This window comes from Litoreibacter sp. JB4-2 (genome assembly GCF_055693445.1).
In genome coordinates this window covers 907609-925928 of the sequence record NZ_CM146334.1, presented here as the reverse complement: position 1 = coordinate 925928, position 18320 = coordinate 907609, and the positions used below count along the sequence as shown (strand labels likewise).

The window sequence follows — 18320 nt, the reverse complement described above, 5'->3', positions numbered from 1 at the left end:
CGCTGGTTGGAAGCGCTTTCAATGCCAAATGAACGAAGTTTATAAATTTTACGGTCCCTTAGCATAAAATAGAGAATTTCGCTGGTTTAACGTCCTAAATCTGGGTTTTTCGCAACGAAAAGAGCCAAAATGCTGGTCAAAATCAGGAAATTCCCTCTCTTTCTTAGTTTTAATGAAAAGCAACAAACTCACTAATAATGGTACCCTAGCAGCTTTTTTATCGAGCGCCATGCATCTGTTGATCGGTTGAATTTGGGCGGCAATTTCGAGCTTGCCTTGACCCTCGGCGCGCAAAAGCGCACATCTTTGATACGTAAGGCATGAGCAGCCGGGAGAGAGCCGTGAGCCAAATCACGCCAAACATGACGGGCGCCAGTACAGGACCTTTCGCGCGGTTCGAATGGATGATCGCCTGGCGCTATCTGCGTGCCAAACGGGCGGAGGGCGGCGTGTCGGTAATGACATGGATTTCGCTCATCGGGATCACCCTTGCCGTCGCCGCGCTAATCATCACTTTGGCGGTACGCTCGGGTTTTCGGTATGAATTCGTGGACACGATCCTTGGCGCGAATGCCCATGTCACGGTCTACAATGCAGGCCGGGTTACGGATCAGGGCACCTTCGCGCAAACCATTGAGAATTATGAAGAACTGACCGCCAAAGTCGCCGCGGCCCCGGGCGTGGTTCGCGCTGCTCCGTTGGTAAAGGGCCAGGTGCTGGCAGCGGCCGCCTCCACCAATGCAGGCGTGCAAGTGTTCGGCATCCGCCCAGAGGATTTGGTCAACATTCGACGCGTGGCCGAGCCGGAGGATTTTGCGGGTGATATCAACCGCTTCTCTGAAGGCATTGCCATAGGCGCGGGTGTCGCAAGGGAGCTGCGGGTGCGTGTGGGCGACACGATCAAGCTGATTTCCCCGAACGGTGTCAAAACAGCATTTGGAACCAGTCCACGCGTCGCAGCATACGAGGTAGTCTACATCTTCCAAGTGGGCCGGTTCGACATAGATTCCGTGCGCGCATATCTCCCATTTGAGCAGGCGCAAAGTTACTTCAACCGCGAAGGTTATGCCGATGAAATTGAAGTGATTTTAGATGATCCAGAAGACTTGTTGCGCGCCGAAACCAATCTGCTAAGCGCAGCCGATCAAGAAATCCTGCTTTGGACATGGAAAGACAGCAATGGCGGCTTTCTGAACGCGCTTCAGATGGAAGACAATGTGATGTTTCTGATCCTATCGATCCTTGTATTGATCGCATCGATGAATATCGTCTCCGGGCTGATCATGTTGGTCAAAAACAAAGGACGTGACATCGGCATTTTGCGCACGATGGGGCTGTCAGAAGGCTCGATCCTACGCGTGTTTTTCATCTGCGGCGCTTCAACCGGTGTGATCGGCACCATCGCTGGGCTGATCATCGGGTGTTTGTTCGCAATCTATATTGATCCGATTTTTGATTTCGTGAACTGGATTGCCGGAGGTGGCGTTTGGGACCCGTCTGTACGGTTAATTTCCAGCCTACCAGCGCGACTGGAAATGGGCGACGTGCTGTCCGCCATTTCTTTGTCGCTGTTCCTGAGCTTTGTTGTCACGATTTTTCCCGCCCGCCGCGCCGCGCGCATGAACCCGGTGGAGGCCTTGCGCTATGAGTGATGTCGCGCTCAACCTTGACGGTATCGAGAAGACGTACAACTCGGGTAAACCCAATGAGATCAAAGTACTAAGCGGCGTCTCTGCCAGCATTGCACGTGGCGAAGTCGTCGCACTTGTCGCGCCGTCCGGTGCTGGTAAATCGACGCTTCTACACATCGCAGGCCTGCTGGATACGCCCGACACTGGCACCGTCCAAATCGCGGGCGAGGACCTGACAGGACGGTCGGACCGCGTACGCACCAACGCGCGACGGTCCCAGATCGGGTTCGTGTATCAGTTCCACCATTTGTTGCCCGAATTCACGGCTGCGGAAAACATCATCCTACCGCAGCTTGCCGCTGGTATGTCGCGCGCCGCCGCGTATGACCGCGCAATAGATCTGCTTGGGAAAGTTGGCGTGGCCGAGCGCGCAGATCACCGCCCCGGAGCATTGTCCGGCGGGGAGCAACAGCGCGTCGCCTTCTGCCGCGCGCTTGCTAACAGTCCGGGTCTATTGTTAGCGGATGAACCCACTGGCAACCTTGATCCAGCGACCTCCGATCAGGTGTTTGAAGCTTTGATCAAACTGGCGCGTGAAACGGGCCTTGCTGCGCTCATAGCTACGCATAACATGGAGCTTGCGGCCCGTATGGATCGCACAGTCCGGTTGGAGCAGGGCGTTCTGGTTTAACCGGCTTTCGCGGCAACCGAATTGGCCGAAAACAACGCATCAGCCTCGTCAAAGACACGCTCCCGTATTTCGGGGCCTTCCATGATGATTTCATGCTCGCCCGCTTCAATCATTTCCAGCGCGCCATTGGGCCAGCGGGACATGCGATCATGTATGGTGGGCGTGTCGACGATGCGTTCATTGGTACCCAAATAGCAGATGCAGGGCACGTTTGGCGTCGGGTGGGCTTTAAGTGCGCGGCATTCGCGTAGTGCTTCGTTCAGCCAGCTCAAGCTGGGTCCGCCCAAAGCCAAATCCGGGTAGGCGCTGACTTGGGTTTTCATCATGTCGAACATCTCAGGATCAGTCGTCAACATGTTGTCTTCAAACGGATTTGCCAGCACATAGGTCTGTGGCAGCGTGCCGGGTGACATCACCGCGCCAAAGCCGAGTTGATGCGCTACGGTAGAGGCGACCCAGCCCAGATTGCGCTTGCCCGGCGGCAACAAGATGTCCCACATTGGTCCTGAAAAAACGGATGCTTTTGCGGGCAGGCCCTCAATCAGGGCACGCAACCCGATGCAGCCGCCCATCGAATGCGCGAACAAAAACAGCGGTTCTGGCAAGTTGCACTCACGCACAACATCCATCACCGCGGCCACATCCAATTGATAATCTTTGAATGCACCGACATGGCCCAACATCCGGTCCTCGTGCAGCCGGTCAGCCAAGCCCTGTCCGCGCCAATCGATCACGACCACTGCATATCCGCGCGCGACGAACCCGGCTGCCGCGACGCCGTATTTCTCGATATATTCGGTCCGGCCCGGAAACAGAAGCAATGTGCCTTTGGTGGCCGTGTCGCGGCCCCAAACGGCCACGCGAATTTTTATCCCATCAGTGCAGGGCACCCAATAAGCGACCCCGCCGTCAGGCGCGCGCGCCACATCTTCATAAAGCGGGGCCGGAGCGAAGGTCACGACAGGACGGACCCCAGCTTCATGGCTTGACCCATATCACCGTCGACGGCCAATTTTCCGGACATAAAAGCGGCGGTCGGGTTCAGATCACCGTCCAGAATCGCTTCGAAGGTTTCCGCGTCGGCAGACAATGTACATTCGGCATCAGCGTCATCGGCGCGCACACCGTCGCCATCGATTATGATGCTGCCTTCGCCGGCGATGTCGAATTTTACGGAGCCATCAAAGCCCCCGTCCAATTTGGCTTGAAGCGCCTCGACGGCCTTGTTGATGACGTCGCTCATATCGTGTCTCCCGAAAAAGTGTTGGTCACAGGCTCGATTTTAGCCCGCATACCGCTAGAATTAGATTCGTTATGAAATTTTGCAAACTGCTTCTCAATGCTGCCGTTGCGGCATTTATCATGATCCACCCTTCGCATGCGGGGGAGGATGAGCTCAACTCTTTATTTGAACGTCTGCAAACGCCGGACCTGCAAGACTGGGAGACTGTCGAAAGCGCCATCTGGCGCGAATGGTCTGACAGTGGATCGCGGTCGATGAACCTGCTGCTGCAACGCGGGCGCAAAGCGATGAGCGACGGCGATATGAAAGCTGCCATAAACCATTTCACGGCGTTGACGGATCATGCGCCCGACTTTGCCGAAGGCTGGAATGCGCGGGCGACCGCCTATTTCGGGGCCGGACGGTATGGGCTTTCAATTGTGGATATCGGCCGCACCCTGGCGCTTAACCCGCGCCATTTTGGTGCGATGCAAGGGTTGGGCCGCATGCTTGAAGAACTTGGGCAGTCAGAAGACGCGCTTGAGGCCTACAAGGCCGCTTTTGCTATACATCCCTATAGGCCGGGGTTAGAAGAAAGCATTGAGCGGCTTGAGGCTGAAGTCTCCGGTCAAGACATCTAACGCGCGGCCCATTTGGGCCCCTAAACAGGCGGCGTCCATGACTGGCCAGCCCTTATGAATAGTGGGGCACGGGTCACGGCGGTCTTAGGGCCGACCAACACCGGCAAAACCCATTACGCAATTGAACGAATGCTGGCCCACCGCACAGGTGTGATTGGGCTTCCATTGCGGCTGCTTGCGCGCGAGGTCTATGACAGAATTGTTGCGATCCGGGGGCCGTCTGTTGTTGCGCTGGTGACAGGCGAAGAACGTATTGTTCCCGAGCGAGCCCAGTACTGGGTGTGTACGGTTGAAGCGATGCCCGAAGGCATGGGCGCGGATTTTGTGGGTGTCGATGAAATCCAGCTTTGCGCTGACCCTGAACGCGGGCATGTCTTCACCCAACGTCTTTTCAAAGCGCGCGGTCAGCTTGAAACGCTGTTCATGGGCTCAGATACAATGCGCAGCGCCATTGCCGCGATTGAGCCGCGCGCCCAGTTCTTGAAGCGGGAGCGGTTCTCCGAGCTCAGCTATACCGGTTCCAAGAAGATCAGCCGGTTGAAAGCACGCTCCGCGATTGTCGGGTTTTCGGTCGAGAATGTGTACGCAATCGCTGAGCTGATCCGCCGCCAAAAGGGCGGTTGTGCTGTTGTCATGGGGGCATTGTCGCCCAGGACCCGCAACGCGCAGGTCGAAATGTACCAAAATGGCGACGTGGATTATCTTGTTGCGACCGATGCGATTGGGATGGGATTGAACCTCGATATTTCCCACGTGGCCTTCTCAGCTTTGCAGAAATTTGACGGGCGAAGGATGCGGTATTTGCACCCCAATGAACTGGCGCAGATTGCGGGCCGGGCAGGGCGCTACATGCAGCCGGGCAGCTTTGGGGTGACAGGGGAAGCGGAGCCGCTGGATGATCAGGTCGCGCAGGCAATCTTGCAGTCGAAATTCCGCCCTGTGACCAAGCTTCAATGGCGCAATGACCGGCTGGAGTTTGGATCGATCGACCGGCTGGTGCGCTCGCTTGAGATGCGCACCGATGATGAATGGCTCAGCCGGGCACGCGACGCCGATGATGTGGTGGCGTTGAAATCCTTGCGCGACAGCGCTGACGTGACCGCGCGCACCAGCACCCCGCAGGATGTGAAACTGCTTTGGGATGTCTGCCGTATCCCAGATTTTCGCGGCATTTCCAGCGGCGAACATGCCGCGATGCTTGAGGTGATCTACGGCTACCTGCATGACAAGGGGCAGGTGCCGCAAGACTACCTCGCGCGCCAGATTGCCCGTATCGACCGTTCCGACGGTGACATTGACACATTGTCGAAACGCTTGGCCTTTATTCGCACTTGGACCTATGTCGCGCAGCGAAAGGGTTGGGTGCCTGATGAAAGCCATTGGCGCGGGGAAACCCGTGCGGTAGAAGACCGCCTATCGGACGCGCTGCATGGCGCACTGACGCAAAGATTTGTCGACCGGCGCACAAGCGTGCTGCTGCGCCGGTTGAAGCAGAAGGAGAGCCTCGTGGCTGACGTGAACGACAAGGGTGAAGTGACTGTAGAGGGCGAAATGATCGGCCGATTGGACGGGTTCCGATTCCGTCAGGACGCGTCCTCCACCCCCGACGAGGCGAAGACTTTGAAGCAGGCCGCCGTCGCGGCGCTTGCGCCACATTTCAATCTGCGCGCCGACAAATTTTACAACGCGCCAGACACAGAAATGGATTTCACCGAACAAGGTGGTCTGATGTGGGGTGACATGGCTGTCGGCAAGCTGGTCAAAGGCGATGACCCTTTGAAGCCGGGCATCGAGCCTTTTGTCGATGACGAAGCGGGCGCGGATGTGGCCGAGAAGGTCAAGCGCCGTTTGCAGCATTTCATTGACCGGAAGATTGCTGCCGCGTTCGAGCCCATGATTGCGATGTCCGGTGACGAAACGCTGGCCGGGCTCGCAAAGGGCTTTGCATTCCAGATGGTGGAGGCTTTGGGCGTGATCTCTCGCGACAAAGTTGCCTCTGACGTCAAAGAGCTTGATCAAGATGCGCGCGGCACGCTGCGCAAACACGGTATTCGTTTTGGGCAATTCACGATCTTCATGCCGCTTTTGTTGAAACCCGCGCCGACCCGTCTGCGACTGGTGCTTTGGTCGTTGCAGCAAGACCTCGGCGAATTCCCCGAAGCGCCGCCCCCTGGTCTGGTCACAGTACCTGCAGTTAAAGACGCGCCCGAAGGGTATTACACGCAAGCAGGCTACCGTTTGGCAGGCGAGCGCGCGATCCGCATTGATATGTTGGAGCGTCTGGCCGACCAACTGCGCGCTGAGGACTCGCGCGGTGGGTTTGAGGCAAAGGCAGATATGCTCTCTATCACCGGGATGACTTTGGAGCAGTTCTCCAATCTCATGGAGGGGCTGGGCTACAAGGCCGAGAAAGGCGAGCGCGAGAAATTGAAACCGGTCGCAGAAGCGCCTGAGAAACCTGCTGAAGACGCGGTCGTAGCGCCGACATCTGATGCCGCGCCCGAAGCTGAGACGCCGTCTGAGCCCAAAGATGAAGGCCCAGAGATGGAAGTGTTCTACACTTTCCGCTGGGGTGGCAATCGCGGAGGCAAGCCACAAGGTAACCGCCAACCGCGCAAAGAGGGTGGCAAGCCAAATCGCGGTCCGAAGCCAAAAGGCAAAGGCCCACGCCAAGACAAGGCTCAGACCTTCAAAGCGCGCCCGCCCAAGAAAGAAAAGCCTATTGATCCTGACAACCCGTTTGCGGCGGCCCTTATGGGGTTGAAAAAGGACTGACTTGCTTTGACTCAATAGGGCGCTTGCGCGCGCGCGATATTTTGCGTTCTTGGAGAGCTTCGCTCTCCGCCACGCGAGCATCCTCTCAGAGTATTTGTGACAAAACGAAGCATGTCTGAGGGGCGCGAAACTATCCGGCTCGACAAATGGTTGTGGCAAGCGCGGTTTTTCAAGACGCGAACGCTAGCGGCCACGGTGGTGAAGGGAGGCAATGTACGGGTCAATTCGCTCAAAATTTCAAAGCCTGCCTTTCAGGTCGGTGAAGGCGATGGGATCACCTTTCCACAAGGCGCGCAGACGCGGGTCGTTGTTGTGCAGGCCTGTGGAATACGGCGTGGACCGGCGCCGGAAGCGCAGGGGCTGTACCTGGACAAGACGGTCTATGAGGAAAAAATACCGCGTAGCGTGACGCCTTGGGGAAAAGGGCGTCCAACCAAGAAAGATCGTCGCATACTGGACCTTTCGCGCAAGCCCCCGCTTGAATGATTGTTCGGCTCGGACTAGGACTGGCGCTGTTATAAATTTCGGACAATGCCCATGACCTATATCGTCAATGATGCCTGCATCGCCTGCAAATACACCGACTGCGTTGAAGTATGTCCTGTAGACTGCTTCTACGAAGGTGAGAACATGCTCGTGATCCATCCCGACGAGTGCATTGATTGCGGCGTCTGCGAGCCTGAATGTCCCGCTGACGCGATCCGGCCCGACACGGAGCCGGATATGGAGAAATGGGTCGAGTTCAACCGCAAGTATTCTGAGAAATGGCCGGTGATTATCACCAAGAAAGACCCCCTGCCAACCGCGGATGAGATGGATGGAAAAGAGGGCAAGATGGAGCTGTTTTCTGAAAATGCCGGCGAAGGCGGCTGATTCGCTATTTGGCAGAAATGCTAACTACGCTTGGACTTGGCGGTGCTTTCACTGATGTCGTTTTTGTGCTATATGTTACGTCAAGATGACAGCTGACCGGGCTATGACGCGCCCGGTATGAGGACAATAGCTGAAAGTAGGATTATGGACGGGACCGGGGGCGCGCCTCTGGCTTCGTCCTTTTTGCGCGAAATGGAAGTGAGTGCTGCATGAGTAAGAAAAAACAAGATTTTAGCCCCAATGAGTTCGTGGTGTACCCGGCGCATGGTGTGGGCAAGATCGTGAATATTGAGACCCAAGAAGTGGCCGGTATCGAGCTTGAGCTGTTTGTTGTCGCCTTTGAAAAGGACAAGATGACCCTGCGGGTGCCCACACACAAGGCACTGGAAGTGGGCATGCGCCCATTGGCATCGCCCGATTTGGTGGGCCAAGCGTTTAAGACACTCAAGGGCAAGGCACGGGTCAAGCGCGCGATGTGGTCGCGCCGGGCGCAGGAATATGAGCAAAAGATCAATTCAGGCGACCTAATCGCGATTGCGGAAGTGGTGCGCGATTTGCACCGGCATGGCGATCAACGCGAGCAGAGCTACTCGGAGCGCCAGCTCTATGAGGCCGCGTTGGAGCGTCTGACACGCGAAATCGCGGTTGTTCAGGGCAATGACGAGCCGTCTGCGATGAAAGAAATTGATGACGTTCTGATCAGTCGCGCTGCCGCCTGATTTTTTCAGATGGTTGGATTTTGGCGCCGCGCTTCACCTAAGCGCGGCGTTTTTTTGTACTAGATCATGATGCTGAGCGCGCAAAGCAACACAGTTTCGACACCCATCTGGGTGGCACCCAAAACATCGCCGGTCTGTCCGCCGATCTTGCGTTTTGCCAGCCATGCGATTGCAAGGGTTGTGGCCACGGCCAGCAGCACCAGAGTAGCGCCAACAATGAGCCCCAAGGTAATTATCGTGGCGACACCTATCGCGAGGGCACCCCACATTGCCGCCGTCCCGGGCTGACCGGTGCTGCGCGACAAGCCCGTGCTGCGAGCATTCGGCAAAAACTCCATCACCGGCGCGATCATTGCGCGTGATAAAGTTGGTGCGACCAGCAGCACCCAAATTGGGGCTGACCTCAGGACCTCATTCAAAGCGATACCCTTTGCTCCGAGGCACAAAATCAATGCAAGCACCCCGTAAGTGCCGATCTGGCTGTCTTTCATGATGTCGAGGCGGCGCGCGGGTTCCCACCCGCCCCAAAACCCGTCGGCGCAATCGGCCAGGCCGTCTTCATGCATTGCGCCGGTGGCAAGGATCGTGGTGGCGAGAAAAAGACACGCTGCAAGGGAAGGGGAAAGGCCCAGCCAAAGCCCGATGCTCGCCAAAACGGCGCCAAGACCACCAACGACAAGACCCACCAAAGGATACGCCCAGGCGGCGCGTGCAAGTGGTCTGGTGCTAGCCTCCCAATCGGCCATTGGCAGCGGCAGCCGGGTCAGCAGGTGAAACGCAATCAGCAGGTCATTGATCGCGGCGTCGGTTTTCGCCATTGGCGGGGCGTCCTTGGGTCTTTTGGTCATGGCAGGTTAGGGCTAGGAAGGTGGGGAAGACAATGATTAACGGATCCCGTTACGATGACTGCGCCCTTTACCACCCTAGCCGAGTTTCAATCGCTACTCGCGGTCCAATCTGGGCCTAATGAGGCCGCAAAAGAAGCGGCGGAGGCACGCAATGGGCAGCTGACCAAGCCCCCCGGCGCGCTGGGGCGGCTGGAAGAGCTGGCCATTTGGTATGGCGCTTGGCGCGGCGAAGCGCGGCCTGAATTCTCTGCGCCGCAAGTGATTGTATTTGCAGGTAATCACGGGGTCACTGCGCAGGGTGTTTCCGCCTTCCCGGCGGAAGTTACCGCGCAAATGGTTGCCAATTTTGAACAAGGCGGAGCTGCGATTAACCAGCTCAGCCGCACTTTTGGGGCGAAAATGGATGTCCATGCGCTTCAGCTGGACCGCCCCACTGCTGATTTCACGAAGGCGCCTGCAATGAGCGAGGCGGAGGTGGTGGCCGCGCTTGCGACGGGATGGGCGGCCGTCGACGCAGAGGCTGACCTATTGGTTGTGGGTGAGATGGGTATTGGAAATACCACCAGTGCGGCCGCTTTGGGAGCGGCTTTGTTCGGCGGTGCGTCTGAGGAGTGGGTCGGGCGCGGCACCGGAGTGGATGATACAGGGCTCACGTTGAAGGCCCGGGTCGTTGCGGAAGGTTTGGCCGCGCATGACGTGTCCCAACCGTTGGAGGCGCTGCGTTGCCTGGGCGGACGGGAGCTGGCGGCAATGGCCGGTGCAATCGCAGCGGCCCGTGCGCATCGCATCCCTGTAATCCTTGATGGGTTCATCTGCACAGCGGCGGCAGCGGTATTAGAAAAAGCGCAAGCGGGCGCGTTGGATCACACGGTTGCGGGGCATTTATCCGCTGAGGGTGCGCATGGACGTTTGCTGGACGGTCTTGGCAAAGAGCCGCTCTTGTCGCTTGGGCTACGCTTGGGCGAAGGGTCGGGCGCTGCCTTGGCGATTGGTGTCCTAAAGGGCGCGATTGCTTGCCATTCCGGGATGGCAACATTTGCTGAGGCGGGCGTCACAGACGGCGAGTAACCCAATTGTGTGCGCTGCCGCGCACCCACGATATTTTTTGATGAGTGGGTCTCACCCCCTCAAACACCCCCAGAGTATTGCCGATCCAACGAAGATGCAGGCGTTGAACTGTGACGTCTATTCTGCAGCGTCATTGGCGTGACGTTCGTTCATCAGGCCCAATAGTGCTGCTTCAAGATCGCGATTGAGCTCTTTGGCCTTTTCGACATAGGCCTCATTTTCGCCAGCCGGGATGTCGGCACGCCAAAGCTCGGCCAGTTGCTTCAGGGCATCGCGATCCATGTCATAGAATGTCGTCGTTTGGCGATGCGCCTCGTAGTCGGTCAGGCCCATTTGTTCTAGGACGTAGCGACCGGCACGTAGGCTGCTATCAAACATCTCCCGCACGATGTCATTGGCGCCCGCCGCATACATTTGAAACACCATCGATCGGTCATAGGCACGCGCAATGATATGAATATCTGGGCGCACCTTGCGGGCGTATTTGATCAGCCGCAACGCGGCTTGCTTATCATCCAACGCCACGACCAACACATGCGCCTCGTCAATACCCGCTGAATGCAACAAGTCTGGCCGCGTCGGGTCGCCAAAAAAGCCTTTGAAGCCGAAACGGCGCATCAGCTGGATCGTCTCAATGTCGTGATCAAGTACGGTTGTGGTGAACCCTGACTGGCTGACCAACCGGTTGACGACCTGCCCAAAGCGACCGACACCAGCAATAATCACCGCGCCTTTCTCGTCGATTTCATCGGGCTCTAAGTCTGCCCCGCTTGCGTTCATGCGTTTGTGCAGTTGGTCATAGACAATGAAAAGTAGCGGCGTCAGCAGCATCGACAGGGCTACGACAAGCAATAGTGTCTCCGAAAGCGCGCGCGGGATCACGTTCTGACTGACGGAGGTGCTGACCAGCACGAAGCCGAATTCACCAGCCTGCGCCAGGCTAAGGGTGAATAGCGCTTTGTCGCGGGACCGGATCTTGAACATCAACGCGAGCGCAAACAAGACCGCCGCCTTGATCGCCATCACCCCGATGGTCATGCCCAGAATGCTTAAGGGCGCACTCCAAAGCACCCCAAAGTTGATACCGGCGCCAACGGTGATGAAAAACAGGCCAAGAAGCAAGCCCTTGAAGGGTTCAATATCGCTTTCCAGCTCGTGGCGGAATTCGGAATTGGCCAGAACCACGCCTGCCAAAAATGTGCCCAAGGCGGGCGAGAGGCCCACCAGCAGCATCAAGACGGCGACGCCTACGACGAACAGAAGTGCGACGGCGGTGTACATTTCGCGCATGCGGGCCCAGCCGATATAACGAAAGACAGGGCGTGTCAGAAAATGGCCGCCCAAGATGACGGCGACAATTGCTACGAGCGTCACAAGCATCACCCCCCAACCCGGCAGCGTGTCGACATAGGACATCATCGATGCAGCGGCGCCCTCGGCCCCGTGGCCGGCATCCTCCGCCGCGCCCCCCGCATGGCCGCCGCCCTGAATGCCGTTGAGACCGGGCATGGCCAATAGCGGGATCAGAACCAGCATAGGAATGACCGCAATATCCTGCGTAAGCAGCACCGAAAACGCAGAGCGCCCGCCGCCTGTATTCATCAACTCCTTCTCATTGAGCGTTTGCAAAACGATTGCCGTTGAGGAGAGCGCGAAGATCATGCCAATGGCGATCGCAACGCTGGTAGACTGGCCCAATACCATAGCCGCCCCCGCAATCAGTGCTGTGGTGACCGAAACCTGCAATCCACCCAGACCGATTAGCTTATGGCGCATGTCCCAAAGCGCGCGCGGCTCCAGCTCCAACCCAATAACGAAGAGCATCATCACCACGCCAAATTCTGCAAAATGCTGCAAGCTTTCGGTCTCTGAGCCGACGAGCCCCCCAATTGGGCCGATGATCACGCCCGCCACCAGATAGCCCAGCACTGACCCCAATCCGAAACGCACCGCTAAAGGAACAGCGGCGCAGGCGGCGAGCAGGTAGATGGTGGATTGGAACAGGAAGGATTCCATCGGGGCGCGCTCCTGATCAAAGTGTGGTTGTACAATCGGACAGAACAGGTGCTACGTCCACGGCTTTTGTCTTAACGCGGCGCGCTTAACGAGCTGTCAGCCTCCAACCGTTTCGTCATAAGAAAATTGGGAAGCGTGATACCCGCGCGCGTTACCATATGCTCTGTTTCTAAAATCCAGGCGTGCTTCAGGAAGAATGCTTTCGCCATATGGCTGGCATGGGCGTTGAGTTTTGGGATTGCCTGTTTGCGGGCCTCTGCCTCTAAAGCGGTGTAAAGCGCGTCAGCGGTCCCGTCGCCGCGCCGCTCAGGCAAAACGAATGCCATTTCGACCATGCCATTCGCGAGCAACTGCATGAAGCCCGTGATCTGCGCCTCACCTTCGGCCACGAAAGTCGTGCCTCTGGCGCGTTTGTCGGGCCACGTGTCAGGCATCTTCGTGTCAGGCGCCCAAACTGTGCGTTGCGCGAAATCATAATGCGCGGCAGCACCCTCATGTACAGCGCGGTAAAATAGCTCATAGATCGGGACGGCATCGGCCGGAACGTAGCGCCGAATACGGGCCTGCGTCACATCTGCCCGCCTGCGATTTGGATGCTTTGACCATTCACACTGCCTGAACCCGGCCCACAAAGCCAAAGCGCGGCCTCAGCGATTTCCTCGGCGGCAATCAAACGCTTGTGGCGGTTGGCTTTAACCATCACATCCAATGCGGCGTCTTTTGAAATGTCGGCACGGGCGGCGATACTGTCGACGTTTCGTGTGATGATTTCGGTGTCCACATAGCCGGGGCACAGGGCGTTGAAGGTCACAGGTCCGCCCATGAAATCCTCACTGAGCGCGCGCAGAAGCCCGATCAATCCGTGTTTGGAGGCCGTGTAGGCCGGCGCGCCGCGCAATCCCCGCACCCCCGCGATGGAGGACATGCCAATCACCCGCCCCCAGCCAGCATCCAGCATCGACGGCAGGCAGGCTTGTATTGTCAGCATGGCGCCATCCAGGTTGGTGGCCATGGTTTCGCGCCAGAAGGCTAAATCCATCTTGGCCAGTGATTTGCCTTGCGCGATGCCTGCGTTCGCAACGCAAATCTGAACCGGGCCTTGCGCGGCGATTGCTGTGTTGACGACATCATGTGTGGCCGACGGGTCCGTTACGTCAAGCGCAAGCGGCAATGCGCCAAAATCCTTGGCGGCGTCATCCAGAATCTCTTGTCTGCGCCCTGTGATCGTTATTTTTGCGCCTCGCGACGCAAGCCCGCGCGCGATTGCCAATCCGATGCCCGTACCGCCGCCCGTGATAAAGGCATGTTTGCCACTCAAGTCCATCTTTGATCCCTACCTTTTGATTCAGTTTAGCAACGGCAGTGATAAGATCTAGGGCGATAGATTAGTGCGTCATCGCGATCAATTGCGACATTTTATGACTTGCGCTTTGTCTCTGCTTTACGTTTCCGATAGGCAACGATATGGGGAACGGTACAAGTTAATTTTTCATTTGAGCCACAAAAGGAGGGCCACATGAAAATAGGGGCACCTAAAGAGACATTTGCGGGCGAGAACCGGGTCGCAATGACGCCAGAAAGCGCCGGGTTTATCGCCAAGCTAGGCCATGAATGCATGATTGAGGCTGGCGCGGGCGCGAATGCAGGCTTCTCAGATGCGGATTACAAGGCGGCAGGCGTTGAGGTGGTCAAAACCGCCGCAGCTTTGTGGAAAGCGGCCGATGTGGTCGTAAAGGTGCGCCAGCCAGATGCGTCGGAGATGAAAAAGCTGCGCGACGGTCAAACACTGATCTCCTTTTTCAACCCGGCGGGCAATGAAAAGGGCCTCGCAGACGCCTCCAAAAAGGGCGCGACAGTTATCGCCATGGAAATGGTGCCGCGTATTTCGCGCGCGCAGAAGATGGATGCGCTCAGCTCCATGGCCAATATCGCGGGCTACCGTGCGGTCATCGAAGCGGGCAACAATTTCGGCCGCTTTTTCACTGGTCAGGTAACGGCGGCGGGCAAGGTGCCGCCAGCCAAAGTGCTGGTTGTCGGCGCGGGTGTGGCAGGGCTTGCTGCGATCGGCACATCCACGAGCCTTGGCGCAATTACCTACGCGTTTGACGTGCGCCCCGAAGTGGCCGAGCAGGTCGAATCCATGGGCGCCGAGTTCGTGTTCCTTGATTTCGAAGAAGAGCAACAAGACGGCGCGGCGACGGGTGGCTACGCCGCCGTCTCCAGCCCCGAATTCCGCGAAGCACAGCTGGCAAAGTTCCGCGAGTTGGCCCCAGAGATTGACGTTGTCATCACGACGGCCCTGATCCCGAACCGCGAAGCACCTGAGCTGTGGACCGAAGATATGGTCAAAGCGATGAAGCCGGGCTCGGTCATCGTGGATCTTGCAGCGGAAAAGGGCGGCAACTGCAAGCTGACCCAGATGGACAAGAAAATCGTGACCGACAATGGCGTTACGATCATCGGCTATACCGACTTCCCGAGCCGAATGGGCGCACAGGCCTCCAGCCTTTACGCCAACAACATCCGCCACATGCTGACAGACCTGACGCCTGAAAAGGACGGGGTCATCAACCAAAATATGGAAGATGACGTGATCCGCGGCGCGACCGTGACGCATGACAAGGAAATCACCTGGCCGCCCCCGCCGCCCAAGGTTGCGGCAATCGCCGCTGCGGCCCCGAAGGAGAAGCCAAAAGAGCTGACGCCTGAGGAAATTCGCGCCAATGAGACCGCGGCTTTCAAAGCGGAGACCAAAACCCAAGTTACCCTTATCGCCGTAGGCGCGGCGCTGCTATTGGCCGTAGGGCTCGTAGCACCCGCCAGCTTCATGCAGCATTTCATCGTGTTCGTGCTGGCCGTCTTCGTTGGCTTCCAGGTGATCTGGAACGTGGCGCATTCGCTGCACACGCCGTTGATGGCTGTGACGAACGCGATCTCCTCGATCATCATTTTGGGCGCTCTGACGCAGATCGGGTCGGGGTCCTTCCTCGTTGTCATTCTGGCCGCCGCGTCGGTCTTTATGACCGGCATCAACATCTTCGGCGGGTTCCTCGTCACACGGCGCATGCTTGCCATGTTCCAGAAGTCTTAAGGGGTAGGGATCATGGAATTCGGATTTACAACAGCGGCCTACGTCGTCGCGGCTATCCTCTTTATCTTGTCTTTGGGCGGATTGTCCGGGCAGGAAAGCGCGAAACGCGCGGTTTGGTACGGCATTGCCGGTATGGCACTTGCCGTGGCCGCGACGCTGATCGGGCCAGGCTCAGGCTTCTGGCTTTTGTCGCTGGTCTTGATCGCGGGTGGCGGTGCAATCGGCTACCAATTGGCCACCAAGGTGCAGATGACACAAATGCCGGAACTGGTCGCGGCGATGCACTCGCTCGTTGGTCTGGCGGCCGTCTTTGTGGGCTTCATTGCGCATTTTGAGCTGAACCGCGTCATGGGTCTGTCGGCTGATGAGACCAAGGACCTGGGCACATTTGCAGCCCTTCTGGCCAAGAAAACCGGTGTTGAGGTTGCGATCCTGCGGGTCGAGCTGTTCCTGGGCATCTTCATTGGTGCTGTCACATTCACCGGCTCCGTTATTGCCTATGGCAAGTTGGCGGGTAAAGTGGACAGCGCGGCAACGAAACTGCCTGGCGGCCACATGCTCAACATCGCAGCTGCTGCTGTCTCTCTCGTTACGCTGATCTGGTACTTCAACACTGGCGGCTTCTTCCCGCTCTTCATCATGACGCTGGCGGCGCTGTTCATCGGCTACCACCTGATCATGGGCATCGGCGGCGCCGACATGCCGGTCGTCGTTTCTATGCTCAACAGCTATTCAGGCTGGGCGGCGGCGGCCATCGGCTTCTCACTCGGCAATGATCTGTTGATCGTGGTGGGAGCGCTTGTGGGCTCATCGGGGGCAATCCTCAGCTACATCATGTGTAAAGCGATGAACCGTTCCTTCGTGTCGGTCATCCTCGGCGGTTTCGGCGGCCCGGCAGGTGAACAGATGGCGGTAGAGGGCGAACAGATTGCCATTGACGCAGACGGTGTGGCCACGGCTTTGAACGAAGCCGATAGTGTTATCATCATACCCGGCTACGGCATGGCGGTTGCACAAGCGCAAACGGCAGTGGCCGAACTGGTCAAAAAGCTGCGCGCCAAGGGCAAGAATGTACGTTTCGCCATCCACCCCGTTGCGGGCCGCTTGCCCGGCCATATGAACGTGCTGCTGGCGGAGGCGAAGGTGCCTTACGACATCGTCATGGAGATGGATGAGATCAACGAGGACTTCCCCGACACGGACGTCGCGATCGTCATCGGCTCCAATGATATCGTGAACCCGGCGGCCCAAGACGATCCCAACAGCCCCATCGCTGGCATGCCGGTGCTGGAATGTTGGAAGGCCAAGCAGGTCTTCGTCTCAAAACGTGGGCAGGGGACCGGCTATTCGGGCATCGAAAACCCGCTCTTCTTCAAGGACAACACGCGGATGTTCTATGGCGATGCGAAAGCATCCCTTGATACGCTGCTGCCCAAGATCGACTAAAGGGGGCTGCATAGAACGCAAAAAAAGGCGGGGCATTGGCCCCGCCTTTTTCATTTGAGTGTGATGCCTTTAGTTGGTTTTCGTGGCCTCAGTGCCGCTGTCCAGCTTGCCGTCATACTTGTGCTTTGAATATTCCACATACATTTTTTCGATTTTTTGCATGTGATACATCGCGTCCTTGAGATGGGTGAACAGAGTTTCCTTATGGGCATCACCCACCTCGGCGCTTGTCAAAACGACGTTCAGGTCACCTTGGATACGGTCCCAGTCTGAGTTCGCTTGTTCCAACTCGGCCGCCAACTCAGGCGTTGGAGCGGCCAAAATGCCCATGGCGGGCATACCGTTGATCAGAGCGCTCAGGGTGATGTCATACATACCCATCGTGCTTGTCAGCAGTTCAAGCCGGTCATCGCTGCGGTTGCCGGCCCAAATTTCGCAGGCGATCTTGCCCATTTTCTGGGTTTGCATCGCCTGACGAGCCGTGAAATCAAGCAGCAAAACGTCGTTTTGCAGTAGCTCGGCTGGGTTGGCATAGGCGCCGGCGATCTCGCTGGTCAGCAATGCGGCGGCGTTAAGGACGTCCTCGTTGTTGGCCTTGACATAGGCCAAGGCAGCGGCGTCTTGCGGCGCGTCCACAAGAACCACGGCTGCGTCATGCAAAGGCGCCCAAGCCGCGCGCACATCATGAATTTTTTCCAGCGTTTTGCGGCGTGTCTCTGCGCCGTTGATGTTCATTGTCGCATTGCCAAATTCTAGGGCATCAAGCAGCAACGTGAATTTTGCTTTGGCCTCAACCATGAGCTTGCGGGCCTCGTCGGGCGACACGCCCATGCCCATGTGACAAGCCGCATTGGCAGTTTCTTGGGATAAGACGCGTAAAAGTCCGGCGGCTTCAACGCGCTCAGACGCGCCCACATCCGCAATGTAGCTTGCGAGAGGAGCCTCCTCGTTTTCTGAGGCGTGGGCGGCTAGGGCAAACCCAGTGGCAGCGGCGACAAATAGAAAACTCGATACACCATTTTTAACTCTTTTCATCGAATTGCCTTTCAAAGAAGGAAGCCTGTTCGGCATTTGGTGTTAACAATCGTTGCGCTAATTAAGGATTGTGTTGAAACTACGTCAAATCTTCGCGATTGGAGTGACCTTTGGGTTTTAAGCCCATGAACTTGCGTGGTTTTCCAGTTGACGCTAGGGCAGTGCCAAAGAAATGTGCACTCACGAAAAAGTTTTCACGCCTGCGAAAATTCCACAGCTGACTTGGCTTGCACATTTGTGCCGGTCGGGCTCTGGTAATGCCAA

The 18320-nt window shown here is 57.3% G+C and carries 17 protein-coding genes; 10 read left to right on the top strand and 7 right to left on the bottom strand.

Annotated features, from left to right (window positions below):
• The first annotated feature begins 362 nt into the window (after positions 1-362).
• Both ACZ1G7_RS04595 and ACZ1G7_RS04590 read left to right on the top strand, forming a co-directional pair.
• Positions 363-1652, top strand: coding sequence for a lipoprotein-releasing ABC transporter permease subunit (locus tag ACZ1G7_RS04595; RefSeq protein WP_472663666.1), 1290 nt, complete (start codon positions 363-365; stop codon positions 1650-1652).
• Positions 1645-2322, top strand: a complete 678-nt coding sequence (locus ACZ1G7_RS04590; RefSeq protein ID WP_472662665.1) for an ABC transporter ATP-binding protein — start codon at positions 1645-1647, stop codon at positions 2320-2322. Before ACZ1G7_RS04595 ends, ACZ1G7_RS04590 begins: the two co-directional genes overlap by 8 nt.
• Here ACZ1G7_RS04590 and ACZ1G7_RS04585 read toward each other — a convergent pair.
• Both ACZ1G7_RS04585 and ACZ1G7_RS04580 read right to left on the bottom strand, forming a co-directional pair.
• Positions 2319-3281 (bottom strand): alpha/beta hydrolase, encoded by a 963-nt coding sequence (locus ACZ1G7_RS04585; protein WP_472662664.1) that lies wholly within the window; start codon positions 3279-3281, stop codon positions 2319-2321. The genes ACZ1G7_RS04590 and ACZ1G7_RS04585 overlap by 4 nt on opposite strands.
• Positions 3278-3565, bottom strand: a complete 288-nt coding sequence (locus tag ACZ1G7_RS04580) for an SCP2 sterol-binding domain-containing protein (protein ID WP_472662663.1) — start codon at positions 3563-3565, stop codon at positions 3278-3280. The genes ACZ1G7_RS04585 and ACZ1G7_RS04580 overlap by 4 nt, the downstream gene beginning before the upstream one ends.
• A gap of 71 nt (positions 3566-3636) precedes the next feature.
• Here ACZ1G7_RS04580 and ACZ1G7_RS04575 point away from each other — a divergent pair, with 71 nt between their 5' ends.
• From ACZ1G7_RS04575 to ACZ1G7_RS04555, 5 genes are all read left to right on the top strand, one after another.
• Positions 3637-4185 carry a tetratricopeptide repeat protein gene (locus tag ACZ1G7_RS04575; protein WP_472662662.1) on the top strand — a complete coding sequence of 183 codons (549 nt, stop codon included), beginning with the start codon at positions 3637-3639 and terminating at the stop codon, positions 4183-4185.
• Between the two features lie 54 nt (positions 4186-4239).
• A complete protein-coding gene (locus tag ACZ1G7_RS04570) occupies positions 4240-6960 on the top strand; it encodes a helicase-related protein (protein WP_472662661.1) in 2721 nt (906 codons plus the stop codon).
• A 111-nt stretch (positions 6961-7071) separates the two neighbouring features.
• Positions 7072-7446, top strand: coding sequence for an RNA-binding S4 domain-containing protein (locus ACZ1G7_RS04565; RefSeq protein ID WP_472663665.1), 375 nt, complete (start codon positions 7072-7074; stop codon positions 7444-7446).
• A gap of 51 nt (positions 7447-7497) precedes the next feature.
• Positions 7498-7833: a ferredoxin FdxA gene (gene fdxA / locus ACZ1G7_RS04560; protein WP_472662660.1), complete on the top strand. Its 336-nt coding sequence runs from the start codon at positions 7498-7500 to the stop codon at positions 7831-7833.
• 209 nt (positions 7834-8042) lie between these two features.
• Positions 8043-8552 (top strand): CarD family transcriptional regulator, encoded by a 510-nt coding sequence (locus tag ACZ1G7_RS04555; protein WP_472662659.1) that lies wholly within the window; start codon positions 8043-8045, stop codon positions 8550-8552.
• Positions 8553-8611: 59 nt separating this feature from the next.
• On the opposite strand, the gene ACZ1G7_RS04550 is transcribed toward ACZ1G7_RS04555, so the two are convergent.
• Complete coding sequence (locus tag ACZ1G7_RS04550; protein WP_472662658.1) at positions 8612-9370, bottom strand: adenosylcobinamide-GDP ribazoletransferase; 759 nt, start codon at positions 9368-9370, stop codon at positions 8612-8614.
• Positions 9371-9454: 84 nt separating this feature from the next.
• Here ACZ1G7_RS04550 and cobT point away from each other — a divergent pair, with 84 nt between their 5' ends.
• A complete protein-coding gene (gene cobT, locus ACZ1G7_RS04545; RefSeq protein ID WP_472662657.1) occupies positions 9455-10468 on the top strand; it encodes a nicotinate-nucleotide--dimethylbenzimidazole phosphoribosyltransferase in 1014 nt (337 codons plus the stop codon).
• A gap of 117 nt (positions 10469-10585) precedes the next feature.
• Here the strand turns inward: cobT and ACZ1G7_RS04540 are convergent, their stop codons facing one another.
• The 3 genes from ACZ1G7_RS04540 to ACZ1G7_RS04530 all read right to left on the bottom strand — a co-directional run bounded on the left by ACZ1G7_RS04540 (position 10586) and on the right by ACZ1G7_RS04530 (position 13808).
• The gene (locus tag ACZ1G7_RS04540) at positions 10586-12484 is read right to left on the bottom strand and encodes a cation:proton antiporter domain-containing protein (RefSeq protein WP_472662656.1); all 1899 of its coding nucleotides are present in this window, start codon (positions 12482-12484) and stop codon (positions 10586-10588) included.
• A 71-nt stretch (positions 12485-12555) separates the two neighbouring features.
• Positions 12556-13056: a GNAT family N-acetyltransferase gene (locus tag ACZ1G7_RS04535; protein WP_472662655.1), complete on the bottom strand. Its 501-nt coding sequence runs from the start codon at positions 13054-13056 to the stop codon at positions 12556-12558.
• Complete coding sequence (locus ACZ1G7_RS04530; RefSeq protein WP_472662654.1) at positions 13053-13808, bottom strand: SDR family NAD(P)-dependent oxidoreductase; 756 nt, start codon at positions 13806-13808, stop codon at positions 13053-13055. Before ACZ1G7_RS04530 ends, ACZ1G7_RS04535 begins: the two co-directional genes overlap by 4 nt.
• A 192-nt stretch (positions 13809-14000) precedes the next feature.
• On the opposite strand from ACZ1G7_RS04530, the gene ACZ1G7_RS04525 reads away from it, so the two are divergent.
• Complete coding sequence (locus ACZ1G7_RS04525; RefSeq protein WP_472662653.1) at positions 14001-15575, top strand: Re/Si-specific NAD(P)(+) transhydrogenase subunit alpha; 1575 nt, start codon at positions 14001-14003, stop codon at positions 15573-15575.
• Between the two features lie 12 nt (positions 15576-15587).
• On the top strand, positions 15588-17021 hold the full coding sequence (locus ACZ1G7_RS04520; RefSeq protein WP_472662652.1) for an NAD(P)(+) transhydrogenase (Re/Si-specific) subunit beta: 1434 nt from the start codon (positions 15588-15590) through the stop codon (positions 17019-17021).
• Between the two features lie 69 nt (positions 17022-17090).
• Here the strand turns inward: ACZ1G7_RS04520 and ACZ1G7_RS04515 are convergent, their stop codons facing one another.
• Positions 17091-18056, bottom strand: a complete 966-nt coding sequence (locus ACZ1G7_RS04515; RefSeq protein WP_472662651.1) for a type IV pili methyl-accepting chemotaxis transducer N-terminal domain-containing protein — start codon at positions 18054-18056, stop codon at positions 17091-17093.
• Positions 18057-18320: the final 264 nt, after the last annotated feature.